The organism is Prodigiosinella aquatilis (assembly GCA_030388725.1).
Lineage (GTDB): Bacteria > Pseudomonadota > Gammaproteobacteria > Enterobacterales > Enterobacteriaceae > Prodigiosinella > Prodigiosinella aquatilis.
Map to the genome: position 1 here is coordinate 3,646,421 of CP128857.1, position 25,772 is coordinate 3,672,192.

The following is a 25,772-nucleotide window of genomic DNA, read 5'->3' on the forward strand; positions in this document are numbered from 1 at the left end:
CAATGCTTCCACTTTCATAGATGTACGTCAAGGTTGGACAAAAATTTCACTATGGCAATGTGTTGATTAGAATGACACTATTCTCGATGGACAAAAAATCAAGTCAGGAATCCGCAATGAATAAATCTGAAAGTCTGTATGCCGCAGCTCAGGAGCTAATTCCAGGTGGCGTAAACTCCCCGGTGCGCGCATTTAACGGTGTTGGCGGTGTACCGCTGTTTATCGAGCGGGCGGATGGTGCCTATCTGTATGATGCAGATGGAAAAGCCTATATCGATTATGTCGGTTCCTGGGGACCCATGATTCTGGGTCATAATCATCCGGCGATCCGTCAGGCGGTGATCAGTGCTGCTGAACGAGGATTGAGTTTCGGAGCGCCTACTGAAATGGAAGTCAATATGGCCCGGCTGGTCACCTCGCTGGTCACCAGTATGGATATGGTACGCATGGTAAACTCCGGTACTGAAGCCACTATGAGCGCTATTCGCCTGGCTAGAGGCTTTACCGGGCGCGATAAGATCATCAAATTCGAAGGTTGCTATCATGGCCATGCAGATTGCCTGTTAGTGAAAGCCGGCTCTGGTGCTTTGACGCTGGGTCAGCCCAATTCACCCGGAGTCCCCGCCGATTTCGCTCGCCACACCCTCACCTGTACCTATAATGATTTGGCCTCTGTTCGTGCGGCATTCGAACAATATCCGACTGAGATTGCCACCATCATCGTCGAACCAGTGGCCGGGAACATGAATTGTGTGCCTCCATTGCCAGAATTCCTGCCTGGATTGCGTGCGTTGTGTGATGAATTTGGCGCCTTGTTGATTATTGATGAAGTGATGACGGGCTTTCGCGTTGCGCTGGCAGGGGCACAAGCCCACTATGGCGTTCGTCCTGATCTGACCTGCCTGGGGAAAATCATCGGTGGCGGGATGCCGGTGGGCGCATTTGGTGGCCGCCGTGACGTTATGCAAGCGCTGGCACCGACCGGTCCGGTATATCAGGCCGGTACACTGTCGGGGAACCCTATCGCAATGGCGGCTGGTTTTGCCTGCCTGACTGAAGTTGCCAAACCAGGTGTGCATCAAAAACTCACCGCACTGACCAACCAGTTGGCCGAAGGATTACTTGTCGCCGCCAGAGAAGAAGGTATTCCGCTGGTGGTAAATCACGTCGGAGGGATGTTTGGATTATTCTTCACCAACGCAGAGCAGGTCACATGTTATCAGGACGTGGTGAAATGTGATGTTGAACGCTTTAAGCGTTTTTTCCATTTGATGCTGGATGAAGGCATTTATCTGGCACCTTCGGCCTATGAGGCTGGCTTTATGTCACTGGCCCACAGCCAACAGGATATTGAACACACCCTTCAGGCAGCACAGCGCTGCTTTGCCACATTGTAAGACGATTACAGGGCGCTAACGCGCCCTGTTTGTCTGTGCTCAAGGAGAGTGATGACGTAACAGCCAGTGAACCTGGCTGTTACTGACTGCGATAATTACCTACCACTGCACCTGAAGCTTTACTTCCCAAACATCTGTTTTATCCAGCCAGGAACACTGTCATTACCTTGGTCTGGTTGCGCACTGACGGGTGCTGGGTGTGTTGTCTGGCTGGACTGACATAACGCCTGCGGATTGCTCGTCCACACCGGTATTACCTGCCCGGCACTGCTGCCGTTACAAATGAAGTTACCGTTGCTGTCCACTGTCATACTGCTAATACCTTCAGGCGGAGTCAGCATCAGCGGCAACGGCGTCTCATTTTCCAGATAACGGCGATAGATAGTCAACGCACCGTTAGCCCCCGTCAACTTGGCCGGACCATTGTTATCACGTCCAACCCAGGTAATTGCCACTTCTTTACCATCGATGCCGGCAAACCAGCTATCACGCAAATCATTAGTTGTCCCTGTTTTGGCCGCCAGATGGTATTTACTAAACTTCGCCATCAACGAGCGAGCCGTGCCATGTTCCACAACCTGTTGCATACCATACAACGTCAGATATGCAGCTTGTGCCGGTACCACTCTTTCCGCCTGCGGAAAGCTCTGATAAAGCACAGTACCATCTTCTGCGATCACTGAACGCAACGATGACAATGGCGCACGATCACCACCGCTGGCAATCGTCTGATATTCCTGAGCAACTTCCATTGGTGTCAGGCTGATAGAGCCCAGTAACATCGCCGGAACAGGCTGAATCACACTTTTTGGAATCCCCAGAAGCTGTAGGGTAGTGCTTATCTTATCCAGACCAACCGCCATACCAAGATTTACCGTCGGTATATTGAGCGAGCGTGCCAGTGCATCAACCAACATCACCTGACCACCGTAATCCCGATCATAATTTCTTGGTTCCCATACCGTGCCATTCGAAAGCTTAATGGATAGCGGTTCATCATCCAGAATAGTATTGAGTCGGTATTTATCCGGCATGCTTAATGCCGTCAGATAGGTCGGCGGTTTCGCCAACGACCCCACCGGGCGCCTGGCCTGCAAGGCACGGTTAAACCCGGCATACTGGGTGTCAGCGCCCCCAACCATCGCCCGAATCTCACCGCTGAAACGGTCGACAATCACCATTGCCGTTTCTAGATCTTTCACATTACGGGCCGCTCTCAGCGCCGGAATGCCCGTTTCCACCGCTTTCTCTGCCGCATCCTGCGCAACGGGATCAAGCGTAGTAAAAATTTTCACGCCAGAAAGATCATTAGCGCGATCCCCGAGTCGCTGCTGTAGCTCCTGGCGGACCAACTGCATAAAAGCCGGTTGCGGGCTAATGACGCCGCCTTTCGGCTGGACACCCAGCGGACGAGCGCTCAGCAGATTGTAGAGCTCCTCATCAATAATCTTCTGATCCTGCAACAGACGTAGTACCAGATTACGACGTTCAAGCGTCAATTTTGGGTTGCGCCAAGGGTTATACAATGACGCCCCTTTCACCATGCCCACCAGCATGGCCTGTTGGTCAAGGCTTAGTTCATCCACCGGACGGCCAAAGTAATACAGGCTCGCCAGCGGGAACCCTCGAATCTGATCGTTACCGCTTTGTCCCAGATAAACTTCGTTAAGATACAACTCCAGAATACGATCTTTGCTGTAGCGGTGATCCATAATCAACGCCATATAGGCTTCATTTGCCTTACGCCACAGCGAACGCTTGTTGGTCAGGAACAGGTTTTTCACCAACTGCTGGGTCAGGGTGCTTCCCCCTTGTACCGTATGGCCGGCGATTAGGTTGGCCACCAACGCACGCCCGATGGAATACAAGCTGATACCATCATGCTCATAAAAATGCCGATCTTCAGTGGCAATCAGCGTATCCACCAATAGATCAGGGAAACCAGCTCGCGGCACAAATAGGCGTTGTTCCCCATTTGGCGACTGCAACATGGTGATCAACTTCGGATCGAGACGGAAGAACCCGAAATTACGCTGATTATCCATATTCTGGATTTGCGACAACCGATCATTGCTGAATATCAGCTTGGCGTGGATCTGTCCTTCTTTGCCATCGGGGAAATCAAAAGGACGACGCAACATCTCGATGCTGTTTGCCTGAACAGTAAACTCACCAGGACGAGTAATCCGGTTGACATCTCGATACTGCATACCCTCCAGCAGATTGACCATCTCTTTTTTGCTGTAGGCCATACCGGGTTCAAGGTTGACCATTCGACCATAAACGGCGGCAGGCAACTGCCAAACCTTGCCATCAATACGACTGCGGATTTCGCTATCCAGATAAATACCGTAGACGGCTATCACTACAGCAAAGATCAGGGACAGTTTGATCATAAGCCCCAGCCAGCGCCGCTTCTTACGAGGTTTGCGTGTCATGTTTTTCCCGTTATCATCACCATCACCATCGTCGTCATTATCGTAATCATCATCGTACTCGTCGTAATCATCATCATAGTCGTCATCCCTGTGACGTCGTACCGTCTGCTTACGTGTAGGTTTTCGTCGTGACGTATTTCCTTTGCGTCCGATAGGTTCGCGATCATCCCGAGACATTACAGTAACTTCTCCATCCGATTACTAACAGCCACGGGTGTTATAACCTGGCCGTCTACTCTGTATCCCCACCACCACACAAGAAAGGGGGAAACATCTGAAATTAATGATTTTGATATTTTTTGGTCCGTCTGGTCGGTACGGTATTGGCCGGATCATCGGGCCAGACATGTTTGGGATAGCGCCCTTTCATCTCTTTTTGCACTTCCCGGTACGCCCCCTGCCAAAATGCAGCCAGATCACGAGTAATCTGCAATGGTCGCTGCGCCGGAGACAACAGCTCCAACACCAGTGACACCCGCCCGTCCGCCAATTGCGGACTTTGCTGTTCACCAAACATTTCCTGTAACCGAACAGCCAGGGTGGGAAGTTTGTCCTCATAATAACAAATTGGCAGTCGGCTCCCACCCGGCACAGTGTAATAGCTAGGCAATGCGTTATCCAGCTGTTGCCGCTGCGACCAGTTAAGCAACCGCAGCAAAGCGTCACTCAGATCAATTTGACGAAGCGCTCGCAGATCGCGCACACCAGACAGTGAAGGTAGCAACCACTGCTCCAGCGTCAGCAACAACGTTTCGTCATCCACTGCCGGCCACGCCACTTCCGGTAACCACTGCCGGGCACACTGGATCCTCGCCCGCAACTGTAATGATGCAGCATCCCAGTTCAGAACTGATAATCCCTGCTCTCGCAGCCAGTTCAGCATAGCCCGCAGGAACTCGTCATCAGAGGGTTTGGCCAGTGGCTGCATGCGTAACGTCAGGCACCCAACCTGACTGCGTCGACTGGCGCGCAGAGTACCCTTTTCTTCATCCCAGTGCACAACGTTGATTTCATTTAACAAACTCGGTAATTGCTGCGTCAGTGCATTTATCGCAAGCGGTAGCGCCAAGAGACCCCACGCGTCGGCACTATTATGATTTTGCATGAGTGACGGGATGATCAACCACTCAGTTGCCGAGAGGGCATCGTCGGCCGATATCTGGGCACCGATACCATTCGCCAGCAAGTAACGTCCATCCTGACCCCGCCGCCGGGCAATACGATCAGGGAAACCAATCGCCAACAATGCCGCAGCCAACGCCTCATTAATATGACCATGTCCACCATTAACACGTCGGATAAGCTGCTGGACCCGGTGTTGCCAATGACGGGCAGGCCGGTGCAACCAGTCTGACAGATTCAGTGATCCACTGCGTGGCGGCTCTTCGATAATAGCCACCAGCATCGCCGCTGTTGCCAACGCATCATTATTCTGCCCCGCAGCCGTATACAGCATGGTAGCGAGGCGGGGATCACAACCTAGCGACGCAATCTGACGTCCAGTAAAGGTCAGTTTCCCTTGTTGGTCAGTAATGGATAACTGATGCAACAGTTCCCTGGCCGCATTCAGCGCGGGTACTGGCGGCGCATCCAACCAGTCAAGCTGATTCACATCATGGCAACCCCATTGCAACAAATCCAGCCACAGACCGGACAAATCACTGTTAAGAATTTCCGCTTCACTTTGGCTGGTAGCCCGTTCAGCCTGCTCTTTGGAAAACAGGTGCCAGCAGACGCCAGGGGACAAACGCCCCGCCCGGCCCGCACGCTGAGTCATGGATGCCTGGCTGATCCGCTGGGTCACCAGGCACGTCAACCCACTTTTCACGTCAAACTGAGCGACTCGTTCCAAACCACTGTCTACCACGACACGGATACCGTCAATCGTCAGACTGGTTTCTGCAATATTGGTAGCCAGCACCACTTTACGCCGCCCCTCCGCCGGGACCCGAATCGCTTTTTGCTGATCGACGAGGGTTAACGCACCATACAGTGGGCAGAGATCGGTATCCATCGCAACCCTGTCAACCAGCATGGCATGAACCCGTCTAATTTCCGCTACACCGGGTAAAAATACCAGTAACGATCCGGTTTCGTCCTGCAACAAACGGTAAATCAGGCGAGACATTCCCTCTTCCAGCCGCTCTTGCGCCGCTAACGGCCGATAATGTCTAACAACCGGATAAGCGCGGCCTTCGGATATCACATTGCCAGATTGCGGCAATAAAAGAGAAAGACGTTGATTATCCAGTGTAGCGGACATAATCAGCAGTCGAAGATCGTCCCGTAGCCCCCGCTGAATATCCAGCAACAGGGCAAGCGCCAGATCGGCCTGTAAGCTACGTTCGTGAAACTCATCCAGAATCACCAGCGCAACACCCTGAAGTTCGGCGTCCTGCTGCAACATCCGGGTCAGAATACCTTCGGTCACCACTTCCAGCCGGGTGAGCTTACTGATACGGGTTTCCGAGCGCATGCGATATCCCACCGTTTGTCCCGGCTCTTCCCCCAGGCTTTCGGCCAGACGCCAGGCCACACTCCTGGCCGCCAGACGCCGTGGCTCCAGCATGATGATTCGACCGGAAAAACCGCCCTGTTGCAATAGTTGCAACGGCAACCAGGTAGATTTCCCCGCACCAGTAGGGGCATGCAGCATGACCTGGGGCGAGGTGTGCAGCGCATTGATGACCTCCTCCAGCACGGCACTGACAGGCGGTAAACTCACAGAGTGCTCCATAATAATTAACTTTAAGCGGCTGACATTGTAGCATCGGAAAGAACCAGAACAGAGAGCTCGACATGAACCCTACTTCCCGTCTGTTTTTTGCCCTACCCATACCGGATGACATCCGTCAGCAGATGATCCGCTGGCGCGCTGAGCATTTTTTGCCAGAGGCCGGACGACCCGTCGCCGCTGCGAGCCTGCACCTGACATTGGCGTTTCTGGGTGAAATCAGTGAACGAAAATGCCAGGCGCTACGTGATCTGGCCAGTCGCATCCGCCAGCCTGCATTTACAGTAACGATCAACGATACTGGACAGTGGCCGCGTTCGGGCATCGTCTGGTTGGGCTGTCGTCAGGCACCACGTGGACTGTTGCAGTTGGCCGAGTTATTGCGCTCACAGGCGGCTCACAGCGGTTGCCATCAGAGCAGACAACCGTTTCATCCGCATATTACACTGCTACGAGGTGCCACACGCCCAGTGGCATTGCCAGCAGAGACCTTTTCCTGGACAATCCCGATGACTCACTTTTCTCTTTATGAATCGCTGTATGAGAATGGACATACCCGCTACCAGTCATTATCAAGCTGGTCACTGACCTCCTGAGAACACACTACAAATGGACTACTCGCCCCGCCTGCAACCAGCAAGACTGATTAAACGTTACAAACGCTTTCTTGCCGATGTGATCACCACCGATGGTAAGGAATTGACGCTGCATTGTCCCAATACAGGTGCCATGACCGGATGCGCCACACCTGGTGATACCGTCTGGTATTCCACTTCCAATAATCACAAGCGCAAATATCCCCACACCTGGGAATTGACAGAAACACAACAGGGAGACTGGATCTGTATCAATACATTACGTGCCAATACGCTAGTACATGAAGCGTTATTGGCTAATCAGATACCCGAACTTAGTGGTTACAGCACGGTGAAAAGAGAAGTTCGTTATGGCTCGGAAAACAGCCGGATCGACCTGTTATTAAAAGCACCCGCAAAAATTAACTGCTATATTGAAGTTAAATCTGTCACGTTATTGCAACAAGGATGTGGTTACTTTCCCGATACGGTAACACTGCGTGGGCAAAAGCATCTGCGCGAGCTGCAATACGTAGTGGCCAACGGCCAACGGGCAGTTCTGTTTTTTGCTGTGCTGCACTCGGCAATCACTCAGGTTTCCCCAGCTCGACATATCGACCAGCGATATGCCGAATTATTCGTTCAGGCACAGCGTCAGGGGGTTGAAATTTTGTGTTACGGTGCATATATATCTCCCAATGGTATTATCTGGGGACATCGGCTACCGTTGTTCAATAACGTGATAACCACAAGCTGACGCCCTGTTGTACGTTATGTATCATCTAGCAGGAATACGTCATTCCTCACACTTTATCAGGCCAGTGTCAGGAATCATTGCCAACCTAACATCCATCTGTTATTTATAGCGGCCTGTTTTTTCCCCTCATGGGGAGCGATAGTGCGTGTCGTGTTATGTAGGAGAAGCAACATGCAAGAAGGGCAAAACCGTAAGACATCCTCTCTGAGCATTCTCGCAATTGCCGGAGTGGAGCCGTACCAGGAGAAGCCGGGCGAAGAATACATGAACGACGCTCAGCTGTCTCATTTCAGGCGTATTCTTGAAGCATGGCGCAACCAACTTAGGGATGAAGTGGATCGAACCGTATCGCACATGCAAGATGAGGCCGCCAACTTTCCCGATCCAGTGGATCGTGCCGCTCAGGAAGAAGAATTTAGCCTTGAGCTGCGCAACCGCGATCGTGAACGTAAACTGATCAAAAAAATCGCGAAGACATTACAGAAAATTGAAGACGAGGACTTTGGTTATTGTGAGTCCTGTGGTGTAGAGATTGGTATTCGCCGTCTTGAGGCCCGTCCTACTGCCGACCTGTGTATTGACTGCAAAACATTGGCAGAAATACGCGAAAAACAGATGGCAGGGTAATTCGCCAAGCGGGAAAGCAAATGCTTTCCCGCTTCATTTCAATACATGTCTAAATGCAACATAAGTATGTCCGAAAGGCAGTATTATGTCGGACGTTTTGCTCCATCCCCGTCTGGCGATTTACATTTCGGTTCTTTGGTTGCCGCTCTGGGCAGCTATCTACAAGCGCGTGCAAACCATGGACAGTGGTTGGTACGAATTGAAGATATCGATCCCCCACGTGAAGTGCCTGGCTCAGCCAACCGTATTCTTAAGCAACTAGAGCATTATGGTCTGCTGTGGGATGGTTCAGTGGTTTACCAATCCCAACGTTATGACCTTTACCTCTCTGCCTTGCATCAACTAAAGCAACAAGGTCTGTGTTATTACTGTACCTGCCCCCGTCAACGCATTCAGCAGATTGGCGGTCACTACGATGGCTATTGCTACACACTTAACCGGGGCGCCGATAATGCCGCGCTAAGGCTGCGGCAAACGTCACCTATATTCAGTTTTTACGACCAGTTGCGCGGTGAAATCCATACCGACCCAGCAGTGGCTGGTGAAGACTTTATCATTCATCGGCGGGATGGGCTGTTTGCCTATAATCTAGCGGTTGTCGTGGATGATCACCAACAGGGTATCACCGAGATTGTACGTGGTGCAGACTTGATTGAGCCGACAGTACACCAGCTAACGCTTTATCGGCAATTCGGTTATGCATCGCCATCGTATGTGCATTTACCACTGGTACTGAATGCATTTGGCGATAAATTATCCAAACAGAACCACGCGCCTCCACTCCCGAACGGCGATCCCCGTCAAATTTTAATACAAGCGCTGGCATTTCTATGCCAGCCGTTGCCTGAATGCTGGCGGGATCTCAGTCTAACCATGCTGCTAACATGGGCTATTGCGCACTGGTCGTTATCTTCAGTACCCTCAAAAGCGATCATTCCTGCGCCGAAAATCACATCAGCATTCTCAAAGGGCTGAGGGTGAGCTATGATTAGCCGCTATTTTTATTGTACTGTTAATTCTTCATCACTATCGAGGTGTATTATTTTTACCCGAGTAGCTAATTTTTGCCGTAAAGTACTGAATCGTGAAAACGAAATGACTGAGTCAGGCACAGAGCCCCAACCGCTGACGGTAATCCCGCGTGACCAGCACACTATTTCACGCCGTGACATTAGTGAAAATGCACTGAAGGTACTTTATCGCTTGAACAAAGCGGGCTATGAGGCTTATCTGGTCGGTGGTGGTGTACGTGACCTGCTTCTGGGTAAAAAACCCAAAGACTTTGATATCACCACCAATGCCACACCAGAACAGGTACGTAAACTATTCCGTAATTGTCGGCTGGTTGGCCGCCGTTTTCGTCTCGCTCATGTGATGTTTGGATCTGAAGTGATCGAAGTCGCTACGTTTCGCGGCCATCATGAACAAAACGGGGAACCGCAGATAAAAAATGCCGCGCAGCGAGACCAGAATGGAATGCTGCTGCGTGACAATATTTTCGGCACCATTGAAGAAGACGCTCAACGGCGTGATTTCTCCATCAATAGCCTCTACTACAGCATTTCTGATTTTACAGTACGTGACTACACCAATGGCCTGAGTGATTTACGTCAGGGGATTATCCGTATGATTGGTGAACCGGAAACCCGTTACCGCGAAGATCCGGTGCGAATGCTACGTGCTGTGCGTTTTGCCGCCAAACTGAACATGAAGCTCAGCCCGGAAACCGCAGAACCGATTCCACGGCTGGCAGCATTACTGCATGACATTCCCTCAGCACGGATGTTTGAAGAGTCACTGAAACTATTGCAAGCTGGCTATGGTTACCCCACTTACGTGATGTTGTGTCAGTATCAACTGTTCCAGCCTCTATTTCCCCTCATCAGCAGCCATTTCACCGAGGAAGGTCAAACTAATCTGGAACGGATGATCGTTCAGGTACTGAAAAATACCGACCAACGCATTCAGAACGATATGCGCGTCAATCCTGCGTTCCTGTTTTCCGCCATGTTGTGGTATCCGTTGATTGAACATGCGCAGAAACTGACACAAGAAAGTGGTTTGGCTTATTTTGAGGCTTTCGCACTGGCAATGAACGATGTGCTGGATGAACAGTGTCGTTCATTGTCAATCCCGAAACGCATCACGTCGTTAATCCGCGATATCTGGCAATTACAGTTACGACTGTCTCGTCGTCAGGGGAAACGGGCTTACAAGTTGATGGAGCATCCCAAATTCCGTGCTGCCTATGATCTGCTCGCTCTTCGTGCTGACATTGAACATCACCCGGAATTACAGCGTCTAACGCAGTGGTGGGGAGAATTTCAGGTAGCGCCACCTCCGCGTCAGCAAGTGATGCTCAATTCACTGGATGACGGCCCGACGCCACACCGTCGTTCACGCCGCCCACGCAAACGACCCGCTGCTCCGGGAAAATCCTGATGCCACGAGTTTACCTGGCGCTGGGCAGCAATTTGACTCACCCTTTGCAGCAAGTCAGTGCCGCGCTGGCGGCATTGGATGCCGTTCCGCAAACCAGACTGGTATGCTGTTCTTCTTTTTATCGCTCTCGTCCACTGGGGCCACAAGATCAGCCTGATTACCTCAATGCGGTGGCTGAACTGGACACTCATCTCACGGCTGAATGCCTGCTGGATCACACCCAGCGTATCGAGCAGGAACAAGGGAGGGTGCGTAAAGCCCAACGCTGGGGACCACGGACACTGGATCTCGACATCCTGCTATTTGGTGATGCAATCATCAATACCGAACGCCTGACCGTACCGCATTACGATATGAAAAACCGTGAGTTCATGCTCTATCCTCTGGCGGAAATCGCGCCTGAACTTGTTTTCCCGGATGGAAGCTCACTGGCGGAACAGCTAAAACAAGTTCCCCGCAATGGTTTGATGTTGTGGCCCATCCCCAATACTCCTTAGTTACTCTCTTTTTCAAAGTAAAACCGCAACGCTACCGCTCATTGTCAGCTTCCATTAGAATGTTTCTCCTTTAAGTGTTATCTACATTGACTCAGGAAAGTTGTCATGAAAGCGACTACCCTATCCCATTTACGCCAGTGGAAGCTGGAACAAAAAAAATTTGCTTCAATTACAGCCTATGACGCTAGTTTTTCCCGGCTTTTCTTTGAACAAGGCGTACAGGTTATGTTGGTTGGCGATTCTCTTGGTATGACCTTGCAGGGGCACGACTCTACACTCCCCGTAACAATAGAGGATATCGTCTACCATACCCGCTGTGTACGCCGTGGAGCACCACACTGCCTGCTATTATCCGATATGCCGTTCATGAGCTGCGCCACCCCGGAACAGGCCTGTCTGCAAGCCGCCGAACTGATGCGCGCTGGTGCCAATATGGTCAAGCTGGAAGGCGGTAGTTGGCTGGTGCCCACAGTGCGTATGCTGACTGAACGTGCTGTGCCGGTTTGTGGACATTTAGGCCTGACGCCTCAGTCAGTAAACGTTTTTGGCGGCTATAAGGTTCAGGGTCGCGAAGAAGTGACAGCAAATCGCCTGCTGGAAGATGCACTGAATCTGGAACAGGCTGGAGCACAACTGCTGGTACTCGAATGCGTGCCAGTATCACTGGCAAAATGCGTTACCGAAGCGTTGTCTATCCCGGTGATTGGTATTGGAGCAGGTAACGTTACCGATGGACAGATTCTGGTGATGCACGATGCGCTTGGCATCACTGGTGAACAAACGCCCAAATTTGCCAAAAACTTTCTCGCCCAGAGTGGGAATATCCGCGCCGCCGTACGCCTTTATGTGCAGGAAGTTGAGCAAGGGATCTATCCCGAAGATCAACATACCTTCCATTAACGCAGGAGAATTGGAGTGCTGATTATTGAAACACCTCTCATGCTGCACCGCGAAATTCGTCGCTGGCGGCAAGAAGGTAAACGTATTGCCCTGGTGCCAACCATGGGCAATCTGCATGATGGTCACATGGCACTGGTGGATGAAGCCAAAGCACGAGCCGACATCGTTGTGACCAGCATTTTTGTCAACCCGCTACAGTTTGAACGACCTGACGATTTATCCCATTACCCGCGAACCTTGCAAGAGGATTGCGAAAAGCTGACCCAGCGCGGGGTTGACCTGGTTTTTGCCCCCTCTCCAGACATCATCTATCCCAATGGGCTGGAACAGCAAACCTTTGTTGAGGTTCCAACACTTTCCCATATACTTGAAGGTGCCAGCCGGCCAGGGCATTTTCGTGGTGTGGCAACCGTGGTCAGCAAGCTATTTAATCTGGTTCAACCCGATATTGCCTGCTTTGGGGAAAAAGACTATCAACAGTTAGCACTTATCCGTCGGATGGCGGAAGACATGGGTTACGACATTAACATCGTCGGAGTTCCTATAGTTCGGGCCAAAGACGGGCTGGCATTGAGTTCACGCAATGGTTATCTCAATGCAGAAGATCGCCAGGTTGCCCCCAGAATCCACCAGATCATGCTCTCCATTGTGGAGCAACTATCAAATGGCGACCGGCGGATAGACGACATGCTCACCCAGGCGGAAGCATCGCTGCGCGATGCAGGGTTTACACCTGATGAGCTGTTTGTTCGTGATGCTGACACGTTGCAACCGTTGACGAGCGACAGCACCCGAGCGGTGGTACTAATGGCCGCCTGGCTTGGTAAAGCGCGCCTGATTGATAACCAGCAGGTTGATTTAACTGCATGAATTTATATACCAGGATGATAAACCGATGATACGTACCATGCTGCAAGGTAAACTGCACCGGGTGAAAGTCACTCAGGCAGACTTACACTACGAAGGCTCCTGTGCCATTGATCAGGACTTTATGGATGCTGCGGGCATTCTCGAATATGAAGCGATTGATATTTACAATGTGGATAACGGTCAGCGTTTCTCCACCTATGCGATTGCTGCCGAACGCGGATCACACATCATTTCGGTGAACGGGGCAGCCGCCCGTTGCGCCTGCGTTGGCGATAAACTGATTATTTGCTCCTACGTTCAGATGCCTGATGAACAAGCTCATGAACACCATCCGAAAGTAGCCTACTTCGCTGGTAATAATGAGCTACAACGCAAAGCGAAATCCATTCCGGTACAAGTCGCCTGATATGTAAAAAAGGCGGTGCAACACCGCCTTCTCGATACTATTGATTCTTCAGGTGCGAAGACCACGTCCGCGTTCAATCAGCCACCATACCAACAAATAAAAAATCGCAATAAAAGCGACCAATACTGTCATGGTCAGCACCAGTGGCACATCATTAATACCCAAAAAGCCATATCGGAAACCGCTGATCATATAAACAATCGGATTCAGTTTTGAGACAGCCTGCCAAAATGGAGATAATAATGTCAGTGAGTAGAAAACCCCACCGAGGTAAGTCAGCGGTGTCAGCACAAACGTTGGAATAAGGCTGATGTCATCAAAGGTTTTAGCAAAGACCGCATTTAACAACCCAGCCAGTGAAAACAGCATAGCGGTTAATAACAAGGTGACCACAATCATCCACCAGGCATGAACCTGCAGTGGTACAAAAAACAGCGAAACTACGGTTACCAGCATCCCGACACAGACACCACGAGCAATGCCACCACCAATGTACCCGATGATAATGATATGCGTTGGTACCGGTGCAACCAGCAACTCTTCAATATTGCGCTGAAATTTAGCGCTAAAAAAAGAAGACGCAACGTTGGCGTAAGCATTGGTAATCACCGACATCATGATTAATCCGGGAACAATAAATTGCATATAGCCAAAGCCACCCATATCACCGATACGGGAACCAATCAAATTACCGAAAATAATGAAATAGAGCGTCATGGTGATAACCGGCGGTACCAGCGTTTGTACCCAAATACGGGCAAAACGAGTCACTTCTTTTATCCAGATACTCTGCAACGCCACCCAATACAAACCATTCATGCTTGATCTCCGTTATCATTTACCAGGGCGACAAACAGTTCTTCTAGCCGATTAGCTTTATTACGCATACTTAGAATCTGGATGCCCTGTGCGCTAAGCTGACTGAAAATACCATTCAGTCCTTGCTCACGCATCACATCCACCTCAAGTGTGGAGGTATCCACCAACTGATGTTTATATCCTTCCAGCCGGGGTAACGCGCTTTTCGCTGCCAGATCAAAGATGAAGGTTTCAGACTTCAGTTGCGCCAGCAATTGCTTCATTGACGTGTTCTCGATCAATTGCCCATTCTGAATAATGCCGATATTACGGCATAGCATTTCGGCTTCTTCCAGATAATGAGTAGTAAGAATGATGGTAGTGCCCTGCCCGTTCAGTTCTTTCAAAAAACCCCACATGGAGCGACGTAGCTCAATATCTACCCCGGCGGTGGGCTCATCCAGAATCAATAGTTTGGGTTCATGCATCAGCGCACGGGCGATCATCAGACGGCGTTTCATCCCACCGGAGAGCATCCGAGCGCGCTCATTACGCTTTCCCCACAGGTCAAGCTGGTTGAGATATTTCTCTGACCGTTCCATGGCCGTCTTGCGCGGGACACCATAGTATCCGGCTTGATTAATGACGATCTGTAATACCGTTTCAAACGGGTTGAAGTTAAATTCCTGCGGCACCAGCCCCAACTGCCGTTTGGCATTCACAATATCCTGATTAAGGTCATAACCAAATACCTTAACTTTGCCGGAGGTTTTATTGACCAACGAACTGATGATACCGATGATGGTAGATTTCCCGGCCCCATTCGGCCCCAGCAGAGCGTAGAAATCCCCAGCTTCTACGCACAAATCAATCCCTCTCAGTGCCTTGACTCCACCTGAATAGGTCTTGGTTAACGCCGACAATTCCAGTGCATATGTCATAAGAAAAAACGTACCTTATTATCAGTGAGTGCTTCAATTTTCGATGTTAAAACAGTATTGGTTGCTCTATATTACCTTGCTCAGTCCTTTGTTGTTACAGGTCATTTACTTTCATGAAAACGATTGAAACGATTATCGCCAACAACCAGCACTGGTCCGAAAAAATAGTGGAAGAGGATCCTGGCTACTTTGAACGATTGGCGTTAACACAACGTCCACGCTTTTTATGGATTGGTTGTTCAGACAGTCGCGTTCCGGCAGAAAGCCTGACCAGGCTTGAACCGGGAGAACTGTTTGTTCACCGCAATGTAGCCAATCTGGTTATTCATACTGACTTGAACTGTCTTTCCGTCGTGCAATATGCCGTAGAAGTACTGGAAGTCGAGCACATCATCATTTGTGGTCACTACGGTTGCGGAGGCGTAGAAGCAGCGGTAGAAAACCCTGAGTTGGGCTTAATCGATAACTGGCTACTGCATATTCGGGATCTATGGTATAAGCATAGCTCACTGTTGGGTGAACTTCCTCCCGAGCAACGCTTCGATAAATTGTGTGAAATCAATGTGATTGAGCAAGTTTATAACCTCGGACACTCCACTATCATGCAGTCCGCCTGGAAACGAAGCCAAAAAGTCATGATTCATGGCTGGGTTTACGGTATTCAGGATGGCAGATTACGCGATTTGGAAGTAACAGCCACTAGCCGGGAAACACTGGAACAGCGTTATCGTCGCGCAATTTCCTCCTTGGTATAATACAGCACACCCATCATTTTGTTGATGGGCGTTATTTACGCCGCCTGATCACTTGTGCCGGATATTCCACCAGGTCATCTGTACCTGACTATTACGACACAATCTTACCGATGAAAGGCAAATGACGATAATGCTGAGCAAAATCAATGCCATAACCAACCACGAACTCATCAGGAATTGAGAAGCCCACCCACTCAACCGGTACATTCACTTCCCTGCGCTCAGGTTTATCCAACAGGGTACAAATCGCCAGTGATTTAGGCTCACGTAATTGCAGAATTTCACGAACCCGACTGAGAGTATTGCCAGAATCGATAATATCTTCAACGATCAATACATCTTTACCACGAATGTCCTCATCCAGATCTTTAAGGATTTTCACATCGCGAGAGGAATTCATACTATTACCGTAACTGGATGCAGTCATGAAATCCACCTCATGAGAGACCTCAATTGACCGGCATAAATCCGCCATAAAAATGAAAGAACCACGCAGTAACCCGACCAAAACCATTGCACTACCGCTATTCCAGTAGTGCTCGCTAATTTGGCGGCCCAGCTCGGCAACCCGTGCTTTGATTTCCTGTTCGGAAATCATGACTTCCACCGTATGTTTCATCATACTAACAGCTCATTGAGTCAAAAATATTCAGCATCACCCACCGGGCGATACGCCAAGGTTGATACGCAACCAGTGCGGACCATAAAAGTCTGGGCGTGGAGTATAACAGAAAGGCTAAAGCCACCCTATTCTCTCAAGGACGTTTTCATGAACCAATCACATACTGAAATTACCTATAAAATCAATGTACCACTCACCATTGACCAATTCACTGCACTTCTGGCGAAAACAACGTTAGGTCCACGTCGGCCACTGACAAATCGAACGGTTCTGGAAGGAATGCTGGCTCAAGCAGACTTATTGATTTCAGCTTGGCATAACGATGAGCTGGTTGGTATAGCTCGCAGCGTGACAGACTTTTGTTACTGCTGTTACCTTTCCGATTTGGCCGTCGATGAAAACATTCAGCATCATGGTATTGGTAAACGGCTAATCAAGGAAACGGCCCGACAATTAAGTCCACAGTGCAAAATCGTACTGTTGGCCGCCCCACAGGCTGTCGGTTACTACCCCAAAATCGGTTTTGAAAAACATACCAGTGCCTGGGTCAGCTCGGCAAACCAATTCATGGAGTGAGATAATTAATAACCCATGTAGGGATAACGCAAGCACAATGGTGAAAATAACAGCGTTTTTACAAGATCATCAGGATATCGTTATCACCGAATAAAAGTGCGTAAAGCACATTGCACCATGGCGATACAACGTTTTTCATATGCCTATACAACATGAGAGGCGCATTATGAAAACATTATCCAAAATTTGTGGCACGGCTATGTTCGTCACCTGCTTTTCCCTGATTGCCGCAATACCCGGGGCGGCGGCCTATCCGGAACATCAGCCACCATTTGCTACTGAAAACGGTGAAGGACACCCACCATTTCCCCCATTTCAACCGCCAATGCCAGCACTATATCAAGCTTCGCTGCAAACCAATGATCCCGTACAAGCACTGAACAAGCTGATGACAAATGTTCCCCAGGTCCAGGGAAAAACCTATGAAGTCAATATCAGCGTAAGGGAAATTCCGCCGTTACCACAGAAACCTAGGGAAGAAAAATCAGGAAAATAATTCAGGGTCTAAGATAATTGAACTTGGCCGCGGTTAACTGGAATACTTGTTATGAAAACGTCAGCAGCACTACTCGTTATATTCATACTCAATCTATTACCACCCGCAGTAGTGATTGCGGCACCTGGGCCTGGCGGACCAGGCCAGGCACCAATACCGGCACACCGTCATGAGCCGGGTGTCTATGTTGACCATTTGCCCCCAGGAGTGGAAACCGTGTTGATTGCCGGGTTAACTTATTATGTCCTGAACGGCATTTTTTATCAGCAAGAGCATGGACGCTATATAATCGTAACACCACCACCCGCTGCCAATGCCCTTTCACACGGTGGTCTGACGGTACTGGACATCAATGGCGAACGTTTTTATGTCAAAGATGGTACTTACTACAAACGCACCATTAATGGTGAATATATCGAAGTTCCCAAACCAGCAGGGCTCTAATCTCCATCATGGCAGCCGAAATATGTCGTTTCGATATTTGCCATACTTCACCGCTATGTTCACCCGCTTTTTATCGGCTATATGTCAGAATAAGTTTGAAACCATGCGGAATAACTGTGATAACGTCATCTGACGGTATCTGAAACAGGTTGAAACATGAAAAATTCGGCACTGGTGCTACTTCTGATCGGTCTTTTTAGCTTTTCATCCGCCAGTAAAGCACTCAACGAATTTGAAGCGGAGGATCTGGCTGATCTTACGGCTATCTTTGTATATCTGAAAAATAACTGTGGTTATCATAACTTACCCAACGATCAGATCCGTCGGGCACTGGTGGTTTTTGCCCAGCAAAATCACTGGAATCTCGATAATTATAATACGTACAACATGATCGAACTGGGAGAAGCGAGCTATCGCGACCTCAGTGGCATCGCTATTCCTACGCCAAAAAAATGCCAGGCACTTGCTCGCAATTCGCTCAGTTTACTCGTCAATACACAGTAATTGAGCCTCTGCCTTTACATTGCATGAAATTCGACCGTGCAAGCACCTTGATAGTTGGCTATTATAGCGCGCCAATTTTCATGGCTGTTATCGCGGAGGAAGCCCTAACATGTCCCAGAAAGAAATTTGGTATGAAACACTACATGCCAACTTCGGTCAGTATTTTTCTATCGACCATGTGCTTTATCATGAAAAAACCGACCATCAGGATTTGATCATCTTTGAAAATGCCGCGCTGGGCCGAATGATGGCGCTGGATGGCGTGGTACAAACCACAGAACGTGATGAGTTTATCTATCACGAAATGCTCACCCATGTCCCGTTACTTGCACACGGCAACGCCAAACGAGTTCTGATTATTGGCGGAGGGGATGGCGCTATGTTGCGTGAAATATGCCGTCATCGCGACGTTGAGCAGATCACTATGGTCGAAATTGATGCAAGCGTTGTAGCATTTTGTCGTCAGTATCTGCCACAACACAACGCTGGCGCGTACAATGACCCCCGTTTTCGGCTAATCATTGATGATGGCGTGAATTTCGTGAAACAGTGTCACGAAAAATTTGATGTGATTATATCCGACTGTACCGACCCGATTGGTCCCGGTGAAAGTCTGTTTACCTCGGATTTTTATCAGGGCTGCGCCCGTTGTCTGAATGAAGGCGGCATTTTTGTAGCACAGAATGGGGTCTGTTTCCTGCAACAGGAAGAAGCAGTGAACAGTCATAAAAAGCTAAGTCACTATTTCAGTGATGTCAGCTTTTATCAGGCCGCAGTTCCAACCTATTACGGGGGAATCATGACGTTTGCCTGGGCCTGTAATGATCCAGACTTACGGCAAATCAGCCTGGATAAACTACAGCATCGTTTTGCTAGCGCAGAAATTGAATGCCGTTATTACAATCCGGCAATCCATATCGGCAGTTTTGCTCTGCCACAATATTTACTGAATGCATTATCAGCTTCCCGCTGATGTCCTGCATCCATAAGGGGGTGACTTAAATTGCAAAAGCTGAAACTACACGGCTTTAACAATCTGACCAAAAGCCTGAGTTTTTGTATCTATGATATCTGTTATGCCAAAACGCCAGATGACCGTGATGGATATATTGCTTACATTGATGAGCAATATAATGCAAACCGTCTGACAGAAATCTTGACCGAAACCTGTTCAATTATCGGTGCGAATATTCTGAATATCGCCCGTCAAGACTACGAACCGCAGGGAGCTAGCGTAACCATTCTCGTTAGCGAAGAGCCAATGGACCCACGGGATGTAGATACCTCCGAACATCCAGGCCCATTGCCCAATTCAGTGGTCGCTCATCTGGACAAAAGTCATATCTGCGTGCACACCTACCCAGAAAGCCATCCGGAAGGTGGGTTGTGTACTTTCCGTGCCGATATTGAAGTTTCCACCTGTGGCATAATTTCTCCACTCAAAGCGCTCAACTATCTAATCCATCAACTGGAATCCGATATTGTCACTATCGATTATCGTGTGCGTGGATTCACCCGTGACATCAACGGCGTTAAACATTTCATTGACCATAAAATTAATTCAATACAGAATTTTATGTCCGAAAACATGAAATCGCTGTATCACTTGATGGATGTTAATGTTTACCAGGAAAACATTTTTCACACCAAGATGCTGCTAAAGGATTTCGATCTGAAACACTATTTGTTTAACGCCAGCCCAGATGCGTTAACATCCACAGAGCGAAAAAGAATTACCGATTTACTGTATCGAGAGATGCAGGACATTTATTACGGCAGGAATCTGCCAATCGTTTAGCAGCCACCAGCCCAAGGACTCTTCCTTCTGTAGCGATAAATGGCACAGAGAAGCGAATGCTCTTGATGGGAAGTTAGCATCGCCGGTGAACGACCAAATGAGGTACAGCCAAACTTTCCCATCTGAGTTCACACTGACGCATGTCGGCAACCGCGTGAGTGCCGACATGCGTCGCGTGCTTACATGATGGACCGCCATCAGACGTGGCTCAATCAATGAGCACGGTGATCTCGGCATTGGAGCTGATTTTGTGCGCGACAGGTCGGATCCAACGGACGGGCGACAGACGCTTCTCTCGCTTACGGATGGTTGCTGCAAATGGATCGCAGAAGGACGTGCAGCGCGCCAGGACTGGCTCACCCGTGCAATCCAGACGCACCTTTCGCCGCAGGAGCAGGATGAGCTTGCGAAGGCTGTCGAACTGCTCAGGCGGCTTGTCGACGACTGAAAAAGGTTCACAAGAGCCAAATACTAAAGATTACTGATAAGAACCCTTTTTATTTTCTAGAGGACAACCTCATGGCTTTGACCACGCTTGACCCCATCACCGCCCTGATTATCATCGACCTTCAGAAAGGCATTATCAGCCTGCCCGGCATTCAGGCCATCGACAACCTCATCGGGCGGGCGCGAGCGCTGGCCGACGCATTTCGCGAGGCCGGCTTGCCGGTCGTGCTCGTCAATGTCGCCGGTGCCGCCCCGGGCGCACTGAGCAGCCTCGCCGAGCAACATCTCTTCCTGAAGACTGGAGCGATCTGATCCCGGAACTCAATCAGCAACCCAGCGACATCGTGGTGACCAAGCGGACCTGGGGTGCCTTCGCCAGCACAGATCTCGACGCTTTGCTCAAAGCGCGCAACGTCACCCAGGTGGTGATCGCCGGCGTGGCAACCGGCGTCGGCGTCGAGTCAACGGCACGCCAGGCCTATGAGCAAGGGTTCAACGTGACTCTCGCCATTGACGCCATGGCCGATATGCGACCCGAGGTCCATGATTTCAGCATCCGCCATGTCTTCCCACGGCTTGGAGAGACAGGCACAAGCCAGGACATCATCAATCTCCTGCCGGCAAAGAGCGTCTGATATGCCTTGGCTTTTTCTCATGTCGTACTTCTTTGGCGGCGCATTTCTGGCGAACGCCGTACCACATTTCATCAGCGGCATGATGGGTCGGCCGTTCCAGAGCCCTTTCGCACAACCACCGGGGCAAGGGCTCTCCTCGTCGACCGTCAACATACTTTGGGCTATTTTCAATCTCGCCGTCGGCTACGTCCTCGTCTGCTAGGTCGGTGACTTTGGATTGGGAAACACGAGTGACACCATCACCTACGGCGCAGGCATTTTCCTGATAGCGTTTTTTCCGCTCGGCACTTTGGCCGATTCGATGACGACAATCAGCCGAAGCGTCCATGACGTCTCCCCCTGCAGGCCTGTTGCGGCCCCTGCGCGGTTTCAACTATCGAGCCTGAGCAGCAGGTGCCTTTGTCTCCAACGTTGGCACATGGGTGCAGCGCACAGCCCAGGATTGGCTGGTATTCACCCAGCGCACCGATTGGAGCGCCGATCGTCGGATGGGTCGCCAATCAATTCGGGCCGCGCTGGGCGCTCAGCATCGGCGCTGCTTCAGATATCACTGCGGCGATCGTGGCTATTTTAGCCCTGACACACCGGGACAAGATCAGTCACCCCGATCCGTTATAGTCGAACCTGCTCCGGATAAGCGTACAAATTGTTAGCGTCGGCAATAAGGTATCATAGGCGTTTAACAGGCAGCTTCCCTCTTGGCGCATAGTTACTTCACCAAAGAATAGCCACTTCCCTGATTACAAGAAAAGATAGGTAATGGTTATGGTATCCGGTACATCCGAAAACTCCATCAGCGGATGCCGGCCCAGAGTAAGAAAGAATGTTCCGGTCACAGCGGGATTGATCACGGTTAGCACATCGAGTTCGTCACAAGCCTATGCACTGTTCTCAAACCACATCACATCGTTATTGATCAGGATATCAACCATCACCTTTAGAGCCGATATCTGCGAGACAGCCTGTTTGATACTCTTCATATCCGAAAGATCCAAGGCACGGGCCGAGGTCACAGAGACCGAAGTACGCATCATGGAATTGAAGGTGGGACTGCTTTGCACACTTTTCGCCGTTTTCAGCGGAAATCTACATGCCCAGCTTTGGATTGAAATGGCGGTGCGGACGGGATTCGAACCCGCGACCCCCGGCGTGACAGGCCGGTATTCTAACCGACTGAACTACCGCACCGCACTATGCTCTCAGAGCGGGTGGAATATTAATGATGATGATACTATTACGTCAATGGTTTTTATAACCAACCTATTCTATTTGCTTGGAATTTCAGCAGAGTGACGATTTTATTCCAGAGCTGGCTGTTAATTCCGCCATAAACAGCTGCCACCTTTTTTCACAATCAAATCCAATCGTTTTTCATGCGCCTGTAGCTCTTCCGCATTGGCATAAACCACGCTTAACGACGACGTAGGTCTTGCGATTCTCTGGATGGCTTCGCTTGCATCCCCTTGTCGTTGACTTTCTCCTTCCATTGAAAACGACAACGACGTTTGTCCACCCGTCATGGCCAGATAAACTTCAGCCAAAATTTCGGCATCAAGTAATGCGCCATGCAGCGTTCGTTTACTGTTATCTATCAGATAACGGTCACATAAGGCATCCAGATTATTGCGCTTGCCGGGGAATAGCTTGCGCGCCATCAACAGGCTATCAGTAATCTTACAAAACGTTTCTGTTTTGGGAATATTGCGGTTCAACATGCGGAATTCATAATCCATAAAACCGATATCAAACATCGCATTATGAATGACCAGCTCAGCTCCGCGGATAAACGCCAGAAAATCATCAGTGACATCGGCATAACTGGGTTTATTTGCCAGGAACTCATCACTAATGCCATGAATGTTATAGGCTTCCGGATCGACCAAACGATCAGGCCGGGTGTAGACATGAAAATGACGCCCGGTAAGACGCCGGTTAATCACCTCTACCGCCCCAATCTCGATAATACGATGTCCTTCATAGTGAACCCCCAGTTTGTTCATACCCGTGGTTTCAGTATCCAGAACGATTTGTCGCGTAATTACAGTGCTCATTGTTTTCGTTTATGTCAGACTCATGTTTTTGTTCATGGACAAGAGTCTACCAGAGAAAAGAGATGCTTAAACAGGTAGAAATTTTCACCGATGGTTCCTGCCTGGGAAATCCAGGCCCAGGCGGCTATGGCACATTACTGCGTTATAAACACCATGAAAAAACGCTGAGTGCAGGCTACCGTATGACCACCAACAACCGTATGGAATTGATGGCGGCCATTGCCGCGCTGGAAACACTAACGTCGCCTTGTGAAGTGACTTTGAGCACCGATAGTCAATATGTAAGACAAGGAATTACCAACTGGATCCACAACTGGAAAAAACGAGGATGGAAAACCGCCGATAAAAAACCGGTGAAAAACATCGATCTCTGGCAACGGCTGGATGAGGCCATCCAACACCATAAACTACAATGGGAGTGGGTAAAAGGGCATGCAGGCCATCCTGAAAATGAACGTTGCGATGAACTCGCACGTCAGGCAGCCAACATGCCGACACTAGATGATGTTGGCTATCAGCCTGATTGATTTGTGGTTAGCTGCGGTAACTTTTTGTAACCCCCAGCGGGCGGCTCAGTGATGATTTTCTTAAAGGCGTCCGTGTCGGCATCAGCGTTAGCGGGATAGTCCGCTTACGTGCCACAATCAGGTTAATACACCCCAGCAGCGGCAGGTTATTATCCCATCGTCCTTTCCCCTGCTGTCGCCACGGCAATACATGCAGACTGGCACGATAGACAATTTCATAATTCAATAGACTCAGCCAATCCATAATACGCATCTGGCTAAACATTCTGCTGCAATAGGGTTGCCGCTTACGAAGCCCAGGCACGACTTTACCCAATCCCACCAGGCTCACCGGATTAAACCCGCTGATGATGATCCAACCGTCATTAATCAATATACGATCGACTTCTCGCAGAACACTGTGCGGATCTGAAGAGTATTCAAGGATATGCGCCAATAAACAGGCATCTACCGACTTTTCGACAAACGGGAGTTGACTCGGCGTGGCAATAACATGTGCCGACGTATTATTCATCGTCACATTGACCTGATGAGGAATAGTACAGTCGTTGCTTTCTATCGCCGTACTAAGCTGACCTATCTTCAGCAAATGAAAACCAAACAGCCTTGGCCACCATGGCACTAGCGCCATATCCAGCGCTTCACGATAGTAATCTCCCCATGGGATGGCGTCCCATGAGTCCGGAGCTATAATTGCATGAGATGTTTGTGCTGGCTTCATATTCTAGTATCTTCCTCAGGCTAACAGCAAAAGAGGATGTGCCATGAATCTTATCAGTGTTCCTGCATTTAGGGACAACTACATTTGGTTATTAAGCAACAAAGAAAAACAGTGTGCCATTGTTGATCCAGGAGAAGCTTCCCCTGTTATTGAGGCACTTGCAAAATATCAGTTATCTCCTAAAGCCATTCTATTGACCCACCACCATAATGACCATGTAGGCGGGGTAAAGCAGTTGGCGAAGCGATATCCTGAAATAATTATTTATGGACCTCAGGAAACTGAGCAGTGCGGGATAACACATACAATTCAGTCAGGCGACACAATTTCAGCGTTAGGTTCGAATTTTTCTGTTTTTTCCGTCCCAGGTCACACATTGGGCCATGTTGCGTATTACACCCATCCATATCTGTTCTGTGGTGATACGTTATTTTCAGCGGGATGTGGACGTATATTTGAAGGTACGCCTAAGCAGATGTTTGAATCTATTAATAAAATAATGCTTTTACCTGATGACACTCTAATTTGTTGTGCTCATGAATATACCTTGTCAAATCTAGAGTTTGCTCATCAGCTATGGCCTGAGGACATCGCTATTAAGGATTATCTCATTAAAGTCAGGCAAGTGAGGGGAAAAGGATACTCAACTGTCCCCACTACATTAAAGTTAGAACGCACAATTAATCTTTTTTTACGTTATCATGACATTGATTTACAAAGAAAATTGTCAATTAATACAGATATCATCGAGGATTGGCAGATTTTTGCTCAATTACGTGACTTGAAAGACCACTATTGAAGGTTTTTATTGTGC

Annotated in this window: 27 protein-coding genes, 1 tRNA gene and 2 pseudogenes; 21 read left to right on the top strand and 9 right to left on the bottom strand. The window is 49.4% G+C overall.

All coding sequences use genetic code 11. From position 1 onward, the window contains the following. Positions 1-116 precede the first annotated feature (116 nt). The gene (gene hemL / locus PCO85_16935; GenBank protein WJV52878.1) at positions 117-1,397 is read left to right on the top strand and encodes a glutamate-1-semialdehyde 2,1-aminomutase; all 1,281 of its coding nucleotides are present in this window, start codon (positions 117-119) and stop codon (positions 1,395-1,397) included. Between the two features lie 119 nt (positions 1,398-1,516). Here the strand turns inward: hemL and mrcB are convergent, their stop codons facing one another. Both mrcB and hrpB read right to left on the bottom strand, forming a co-directional pair. Then, positions 1,517-4,012, bottom strand: a complete 2,496-nt coding sequence (mrcB, locus tag PCO85_16940) for a bifunctional glycosyl transferase/transpeptidase (protein WJV52879.1) — start codon at positions 4,010-4,012, stop codon at positions 1,517-1,519. 103 nt (positions 4,013-4,115) lie between these two features. Then, entirely contained in the window at positions 4,116-6,560 is a 2,445-nt protein-coding gene (gene hrpB / locus PCO85_16945) for an ATP-dependent helicase HrpB (GenBank protein ID WJV52880.1), read from the bottom strand. A gap of 74 nt (positions 6,561-6,634) precedes the next feature. Between hrpB and thpR the strand changes: the two genes are divergently transcribed. The 9 genes from thpR to panD all read left to right on the top strand — a co-directional run bounded on the left by thpR (position 6,635) and on the right by panD (position 13,643). Beyond that, positions 6,635-7,165 (top strand): RNA 2',3'-cyclic phosphodiesterase, encoded by a 531-nt coding sequence (gene thpR, locus PCO85_16950; GenBank protein WJV52881.1) that lies wholly within the window; start codon positions 6,635-6,637, stop codon positions 7,163-7,165. 13 nt (positions 7,166-7,178) lie between these two features. Continuing rightward, positions 7,179-7,901: a DNA/RNA nuclease SfsA gene (sfsA, locus tag PCO85_16955; protein WJV52882.1), complete on the top strand. Its 723-nt coding sequence runs from the start codon at positions 7,179-7,181 to the stop codon at positions 7,899-7,901. Between the two features lie 171 nt (positions 7,902-8,072). Beyond that, positions 8,073-8,528: an RNA polymerase-binding protein DksA gene (dksA, locus tag PCO85_16960; protein WJV52883.1), complete on the top strand. Its 456-nt coding sequence runs from the start codon at positions 8,073-8,075 to the stop codon at positions 8,526-8,528. Positions 8,529-8,594: 66 nt separating this feature from the next. Next, the gene (gene gluQRS / locus PCO85_16965; GenBank protein WJV52884.1) at positions 8,595-9,503 is read left to right on the top strand and encodes a tRNA glutamyl-Q(34) synthetase GluQRS; all 909 of its coding nucleotides are present in this window, start codon (positions 8,595-8,597) and stop codon (positions 9,501-9,503) included. A 66-nt stretch (positions 9,504-9,569) separates the two neighbouring features. Beyond that, positions 9,570-10,970: a polynucleotide adenylyltransferase PcnB gene (gene pcnB, locus PCO85_16970; protein ID WJV56120.1), complete on the top strand. Its 1,401-nt coding sequence runs from the start codon at positions 9,570-9,572 to the stop codon at positions 10,968-10,970. Next, complete coding sequence (folK, locus tag PCO85_16975; protein ID WJV52885.1) at positions 10,970-11,467, top strand: 2-amino-4-hydroxy-6-hydroxymethyldihydropteridine diphosphokinase; 498 nt, start codon at positions 10,970-10,972, stop codon at positions 11,465-11,467. The genes pcnB and folK overlap by 1 nt, the downstream gene beginning before the upstream one ends. A gap of 105 nt (positions 11,468-11,572) precedes the next feature. Continuing rightward, positions 11,573-12,367, top strand: coding sequence for a 3-methyl-2-oxobutanoate hydroxymethyltransferase (panB, locus tag PCO85_16980; GenBank protein WJV52886.1), 795 nt, complete (start codon positions 11,573-11,575; stop codon positions 12,365-12,367). 15 nt (positions 12,368-12,382) lie between these two features. Beyond that, on the top strand, positions 12,383-13,237 hold the full coding sequence (panC, locus tag PCO85_16985) for a pantoate--beta-alanine ligase (protein WJV52887.1): 855 nt from the start codon (positions 12,383-12,385) through the stop codon (positions 13,235-13,237). A gap of 25 nt (positions 13,238-13,262) precedes the next feature. Further along, positions 13,263-13,643, top strand: a complete 381-nt coding sequence (gene panD / locus PCO85_16990) for an aspartate 1-decarboxylase (GenBank protein ID WJV52888.1) — start codon at positions 13,263-13,265, stop codon at positions 13,641-13,643. Positions 13,644-13,691: 48 nt separating this feature from the next. Here the strand turns inward: panD and PCO85_16995 are convergent, their stop codons facing one another. Both PCO85_16995 and PCO85_17000 read right to left on the bottom strand, forming a co-directional pair. Then, a complete protein-coding gene (locus PCO85_16995; protein ID WJV52889.1) occupies positions 13,692-14,462 on the bottom strand; it encodes an ABC transporter permease in 771 nt (256 codons plus the stop codon). Beyond that, positions 14,459-15,382: an ABC transporter ATP-binding protein gene (locus tag PCO85_17000; protein ID WJV52890.1), complete on the bottom strand. Its 924-nt coding sequence runs from the start codon at positions 15,380-15,382 to the stop codon at positions 14,459-14,461. The genes PCO85_16995 and PCO85_17000 overlap by 4 nt, the downstream gene beginning before the upstream one ends. A 113-nt stretch (positions 15,383-15,495) precedes the next feature. On the opposite strand from PCO85_17000, the gene can reads away from it, so the two are divergent. Continuing rightward, a complete protein-coding gene (gene can / locus PCO85_17005) occupies positions 15,496-16,137 on the top strand; it encodes a carbonate dehydratase (protein WJV52891.1) in 642 nt (213 codons plus the stop codon). Between the two features lie 91 nt (positions 16,138-16,228). On the opposite strand, the gene hpt is transcribed toward can, so the two are convergent. Next, positions 16,229-16,756: a hypoxanthine phosphoribosyltransferase gene (gene hpt / locus PCO85_17010; protein ID WJV56121.1), complete on the bottom strand. Its 528-nt coding sequence runs from the start codon at positions 16,754-16,756 to the stop codon at positions 16,229-16,231. Positions 16,757-16,906: 150 nt separating this feature from the next. Here hpt and PCO85_17015 point away from each other — a divergent pair, with 150 nt between their 5' ends. The 7 genes and pseudogenes from PCO85_17015 to PCO85_17045 all read left to right on the top strand — a co-directional run bounded on the left by PCO85_17015 (position 16,907) and on the right by PCO85_17045 (position 21,659). Further along, positions 16,907-17,335, top strand: coding sequence for a GNAT family N-acetyltransferase (locus PCO85_17015; GenBank protein WJV52892.1), 429 nt, complete (start codon positions 16,907-16,909; stop codon positions 17,333-17,335). Between the two features lie 166 nt (positions 17,336-17,501). Further along, entirely contained in the window at positions 17,502-17,831 is a 330-nt protein-coding gene (locus tag PCO85_17020; protein ID WJV52893.1) for a hypothetical protein, read from the top strand. A 51-nt stretch (positions 17,832-17,882) separates the two neighbouring features. After that, on the top strand, positions 17,883-18,275 hold the full coding sequence (locus PCO85_17025; GenBank protein WJV52894.1) for a hypothetical protein: 393 nt from the start codon (positions 17,883-17,885) through the stop codon (positions 18,273-18,275). Between the two features lie 156 nt (positions 18,276-18,431). Next, a complete protein-coding gene (locus PCO85_17030; GenBank protein WJV52895.1) occupies positions 18,432-18,779 on the top strand; it encodes a YacC family pilotin-like protein in 348 nt (115 codons plus the stop codon). A 109-nt stretch (positions 18,780-18,888) separates the two neighbouring features. After that, positions 18,889-19,752 carry a polyamine aminopropyltransferase gene (speE, locus tag PCO85_17035; protein WJV52896.1) on the top strand — a complete coding sequence of 288 codons (864 nt, stop codon included), beginning with the start codon at positions 18,889-18,891 and terminating at the stop codon, positions 19,750-19,752. A 30-nt stretch (positions 19,753-19,782) separates the two neighbouring features. Further along, entirely contained in the window at positions 19,783-20,577 is a 795-nt protein-coding gene (gene speD / locus PCO85_17040; protein WJV52897.1) for an adenosylmethionine decarboxylase, read from the top strand. Between the two features lie 519 nt (positions 20,578-21,096). Continuing rightward, a pseudogene (locus tag PCO85_17045) lies at positions 21,097-21,659 on the top strand (isochorismatase family protein). On the opposite strand, the gene PCO85_17050 reads toward PCO85_17045, so the two are convergent. Beyond that, complete coding sequence (locus PCO85_17050) at positions 21,631-21,987, bottom strand: hypothetical protein (protein WJV52898.1); 357 nt, start codon at positions 21,985-21,987, stop codon at positions 21,631-21,633. The pseudogene PCO85_17045 and the gene PCO85_17050 overlap by 29 nt on opposite strands. Positions 21,988-22,052: 65 nt before the next feature. On the opposite strand from PCO85_17050, the gene PCO85_17055 reads away from it, so the two are divergent. After that, entirely contained in the window at positions 22,053-22,277 is a 225-nt protein-coding gene (locus PCO85_17055) for a hypothetical protein (GenBank protein WJV52899.1), read from the top strand. A gap of 493 nt (positions 22,278-22,770) precedes the next feature. On the opposite strand, the gene PCO85_17060 is transcribed toward PCO85_17055, so the two are convergent. Further along, positions 22,771-22,847: transfer RNA gene (locus tag PCO85_17060), tRNA-Asp, on the bottom strand. Between the two features lie 128 nt (positions 22,848-22,975). After that, positions 22,976-23,710, bottom strand: a complete 735-nt coding sequence (gene dnaQ, locus PCO85_17065) for a DNA polymerase III subunit epsilon (protein ID WJV52900.1) — start codon at positions 23,708-23,710, stop codon at positions 22,976-22,978. Positions 23,711-23,744: 34 nt separating this feature from the next. On the opposite strand from dnaQ, the pseudogene rnhA reads away from it, so the two are divergent. Further along, positions 23,745-24,237 (top strand): annotated as a pseudogene (rnhA, locus tag PCO85_17070) (ribonuclease HI). Between the two features lie 7 nt (positions 24,238-24,244). Here rnhA and PCO85_17075 read toward each other — a convergent pair. Beyond that, on the bottom strand, positions 24,245-24,958 hold the full coding sequence (locus tag PCO85_17075; protein ID WJV52901.1) for a methyltransferase domain-containing protein: 714 nt from the start codon (positions 24,956-24,958) through the stop codon (positions 24,245-24,247). A 43-nt stretch (positions 24,959-25,001) separates the two neighbouring features. Between PCO85_17075 and gloB the strand changes: the two genes are divergently transcribed. Next, positions 25,002-25,757 carry a hydroxyacylglutathione hydrolase gene (gloB, locus tag PCO85_17080; protein ID WJV52902.1) on the top strand — a complete coding sequence of 252 codons (756 nt, stop codon included), beginning with the start codon at positions 25,002-25,004 and terminating at the stop codon, positions 25,755-25,757. The last annotated feature ends 15 nt before the right edge of the window (positions 25,758-25,772 follow it).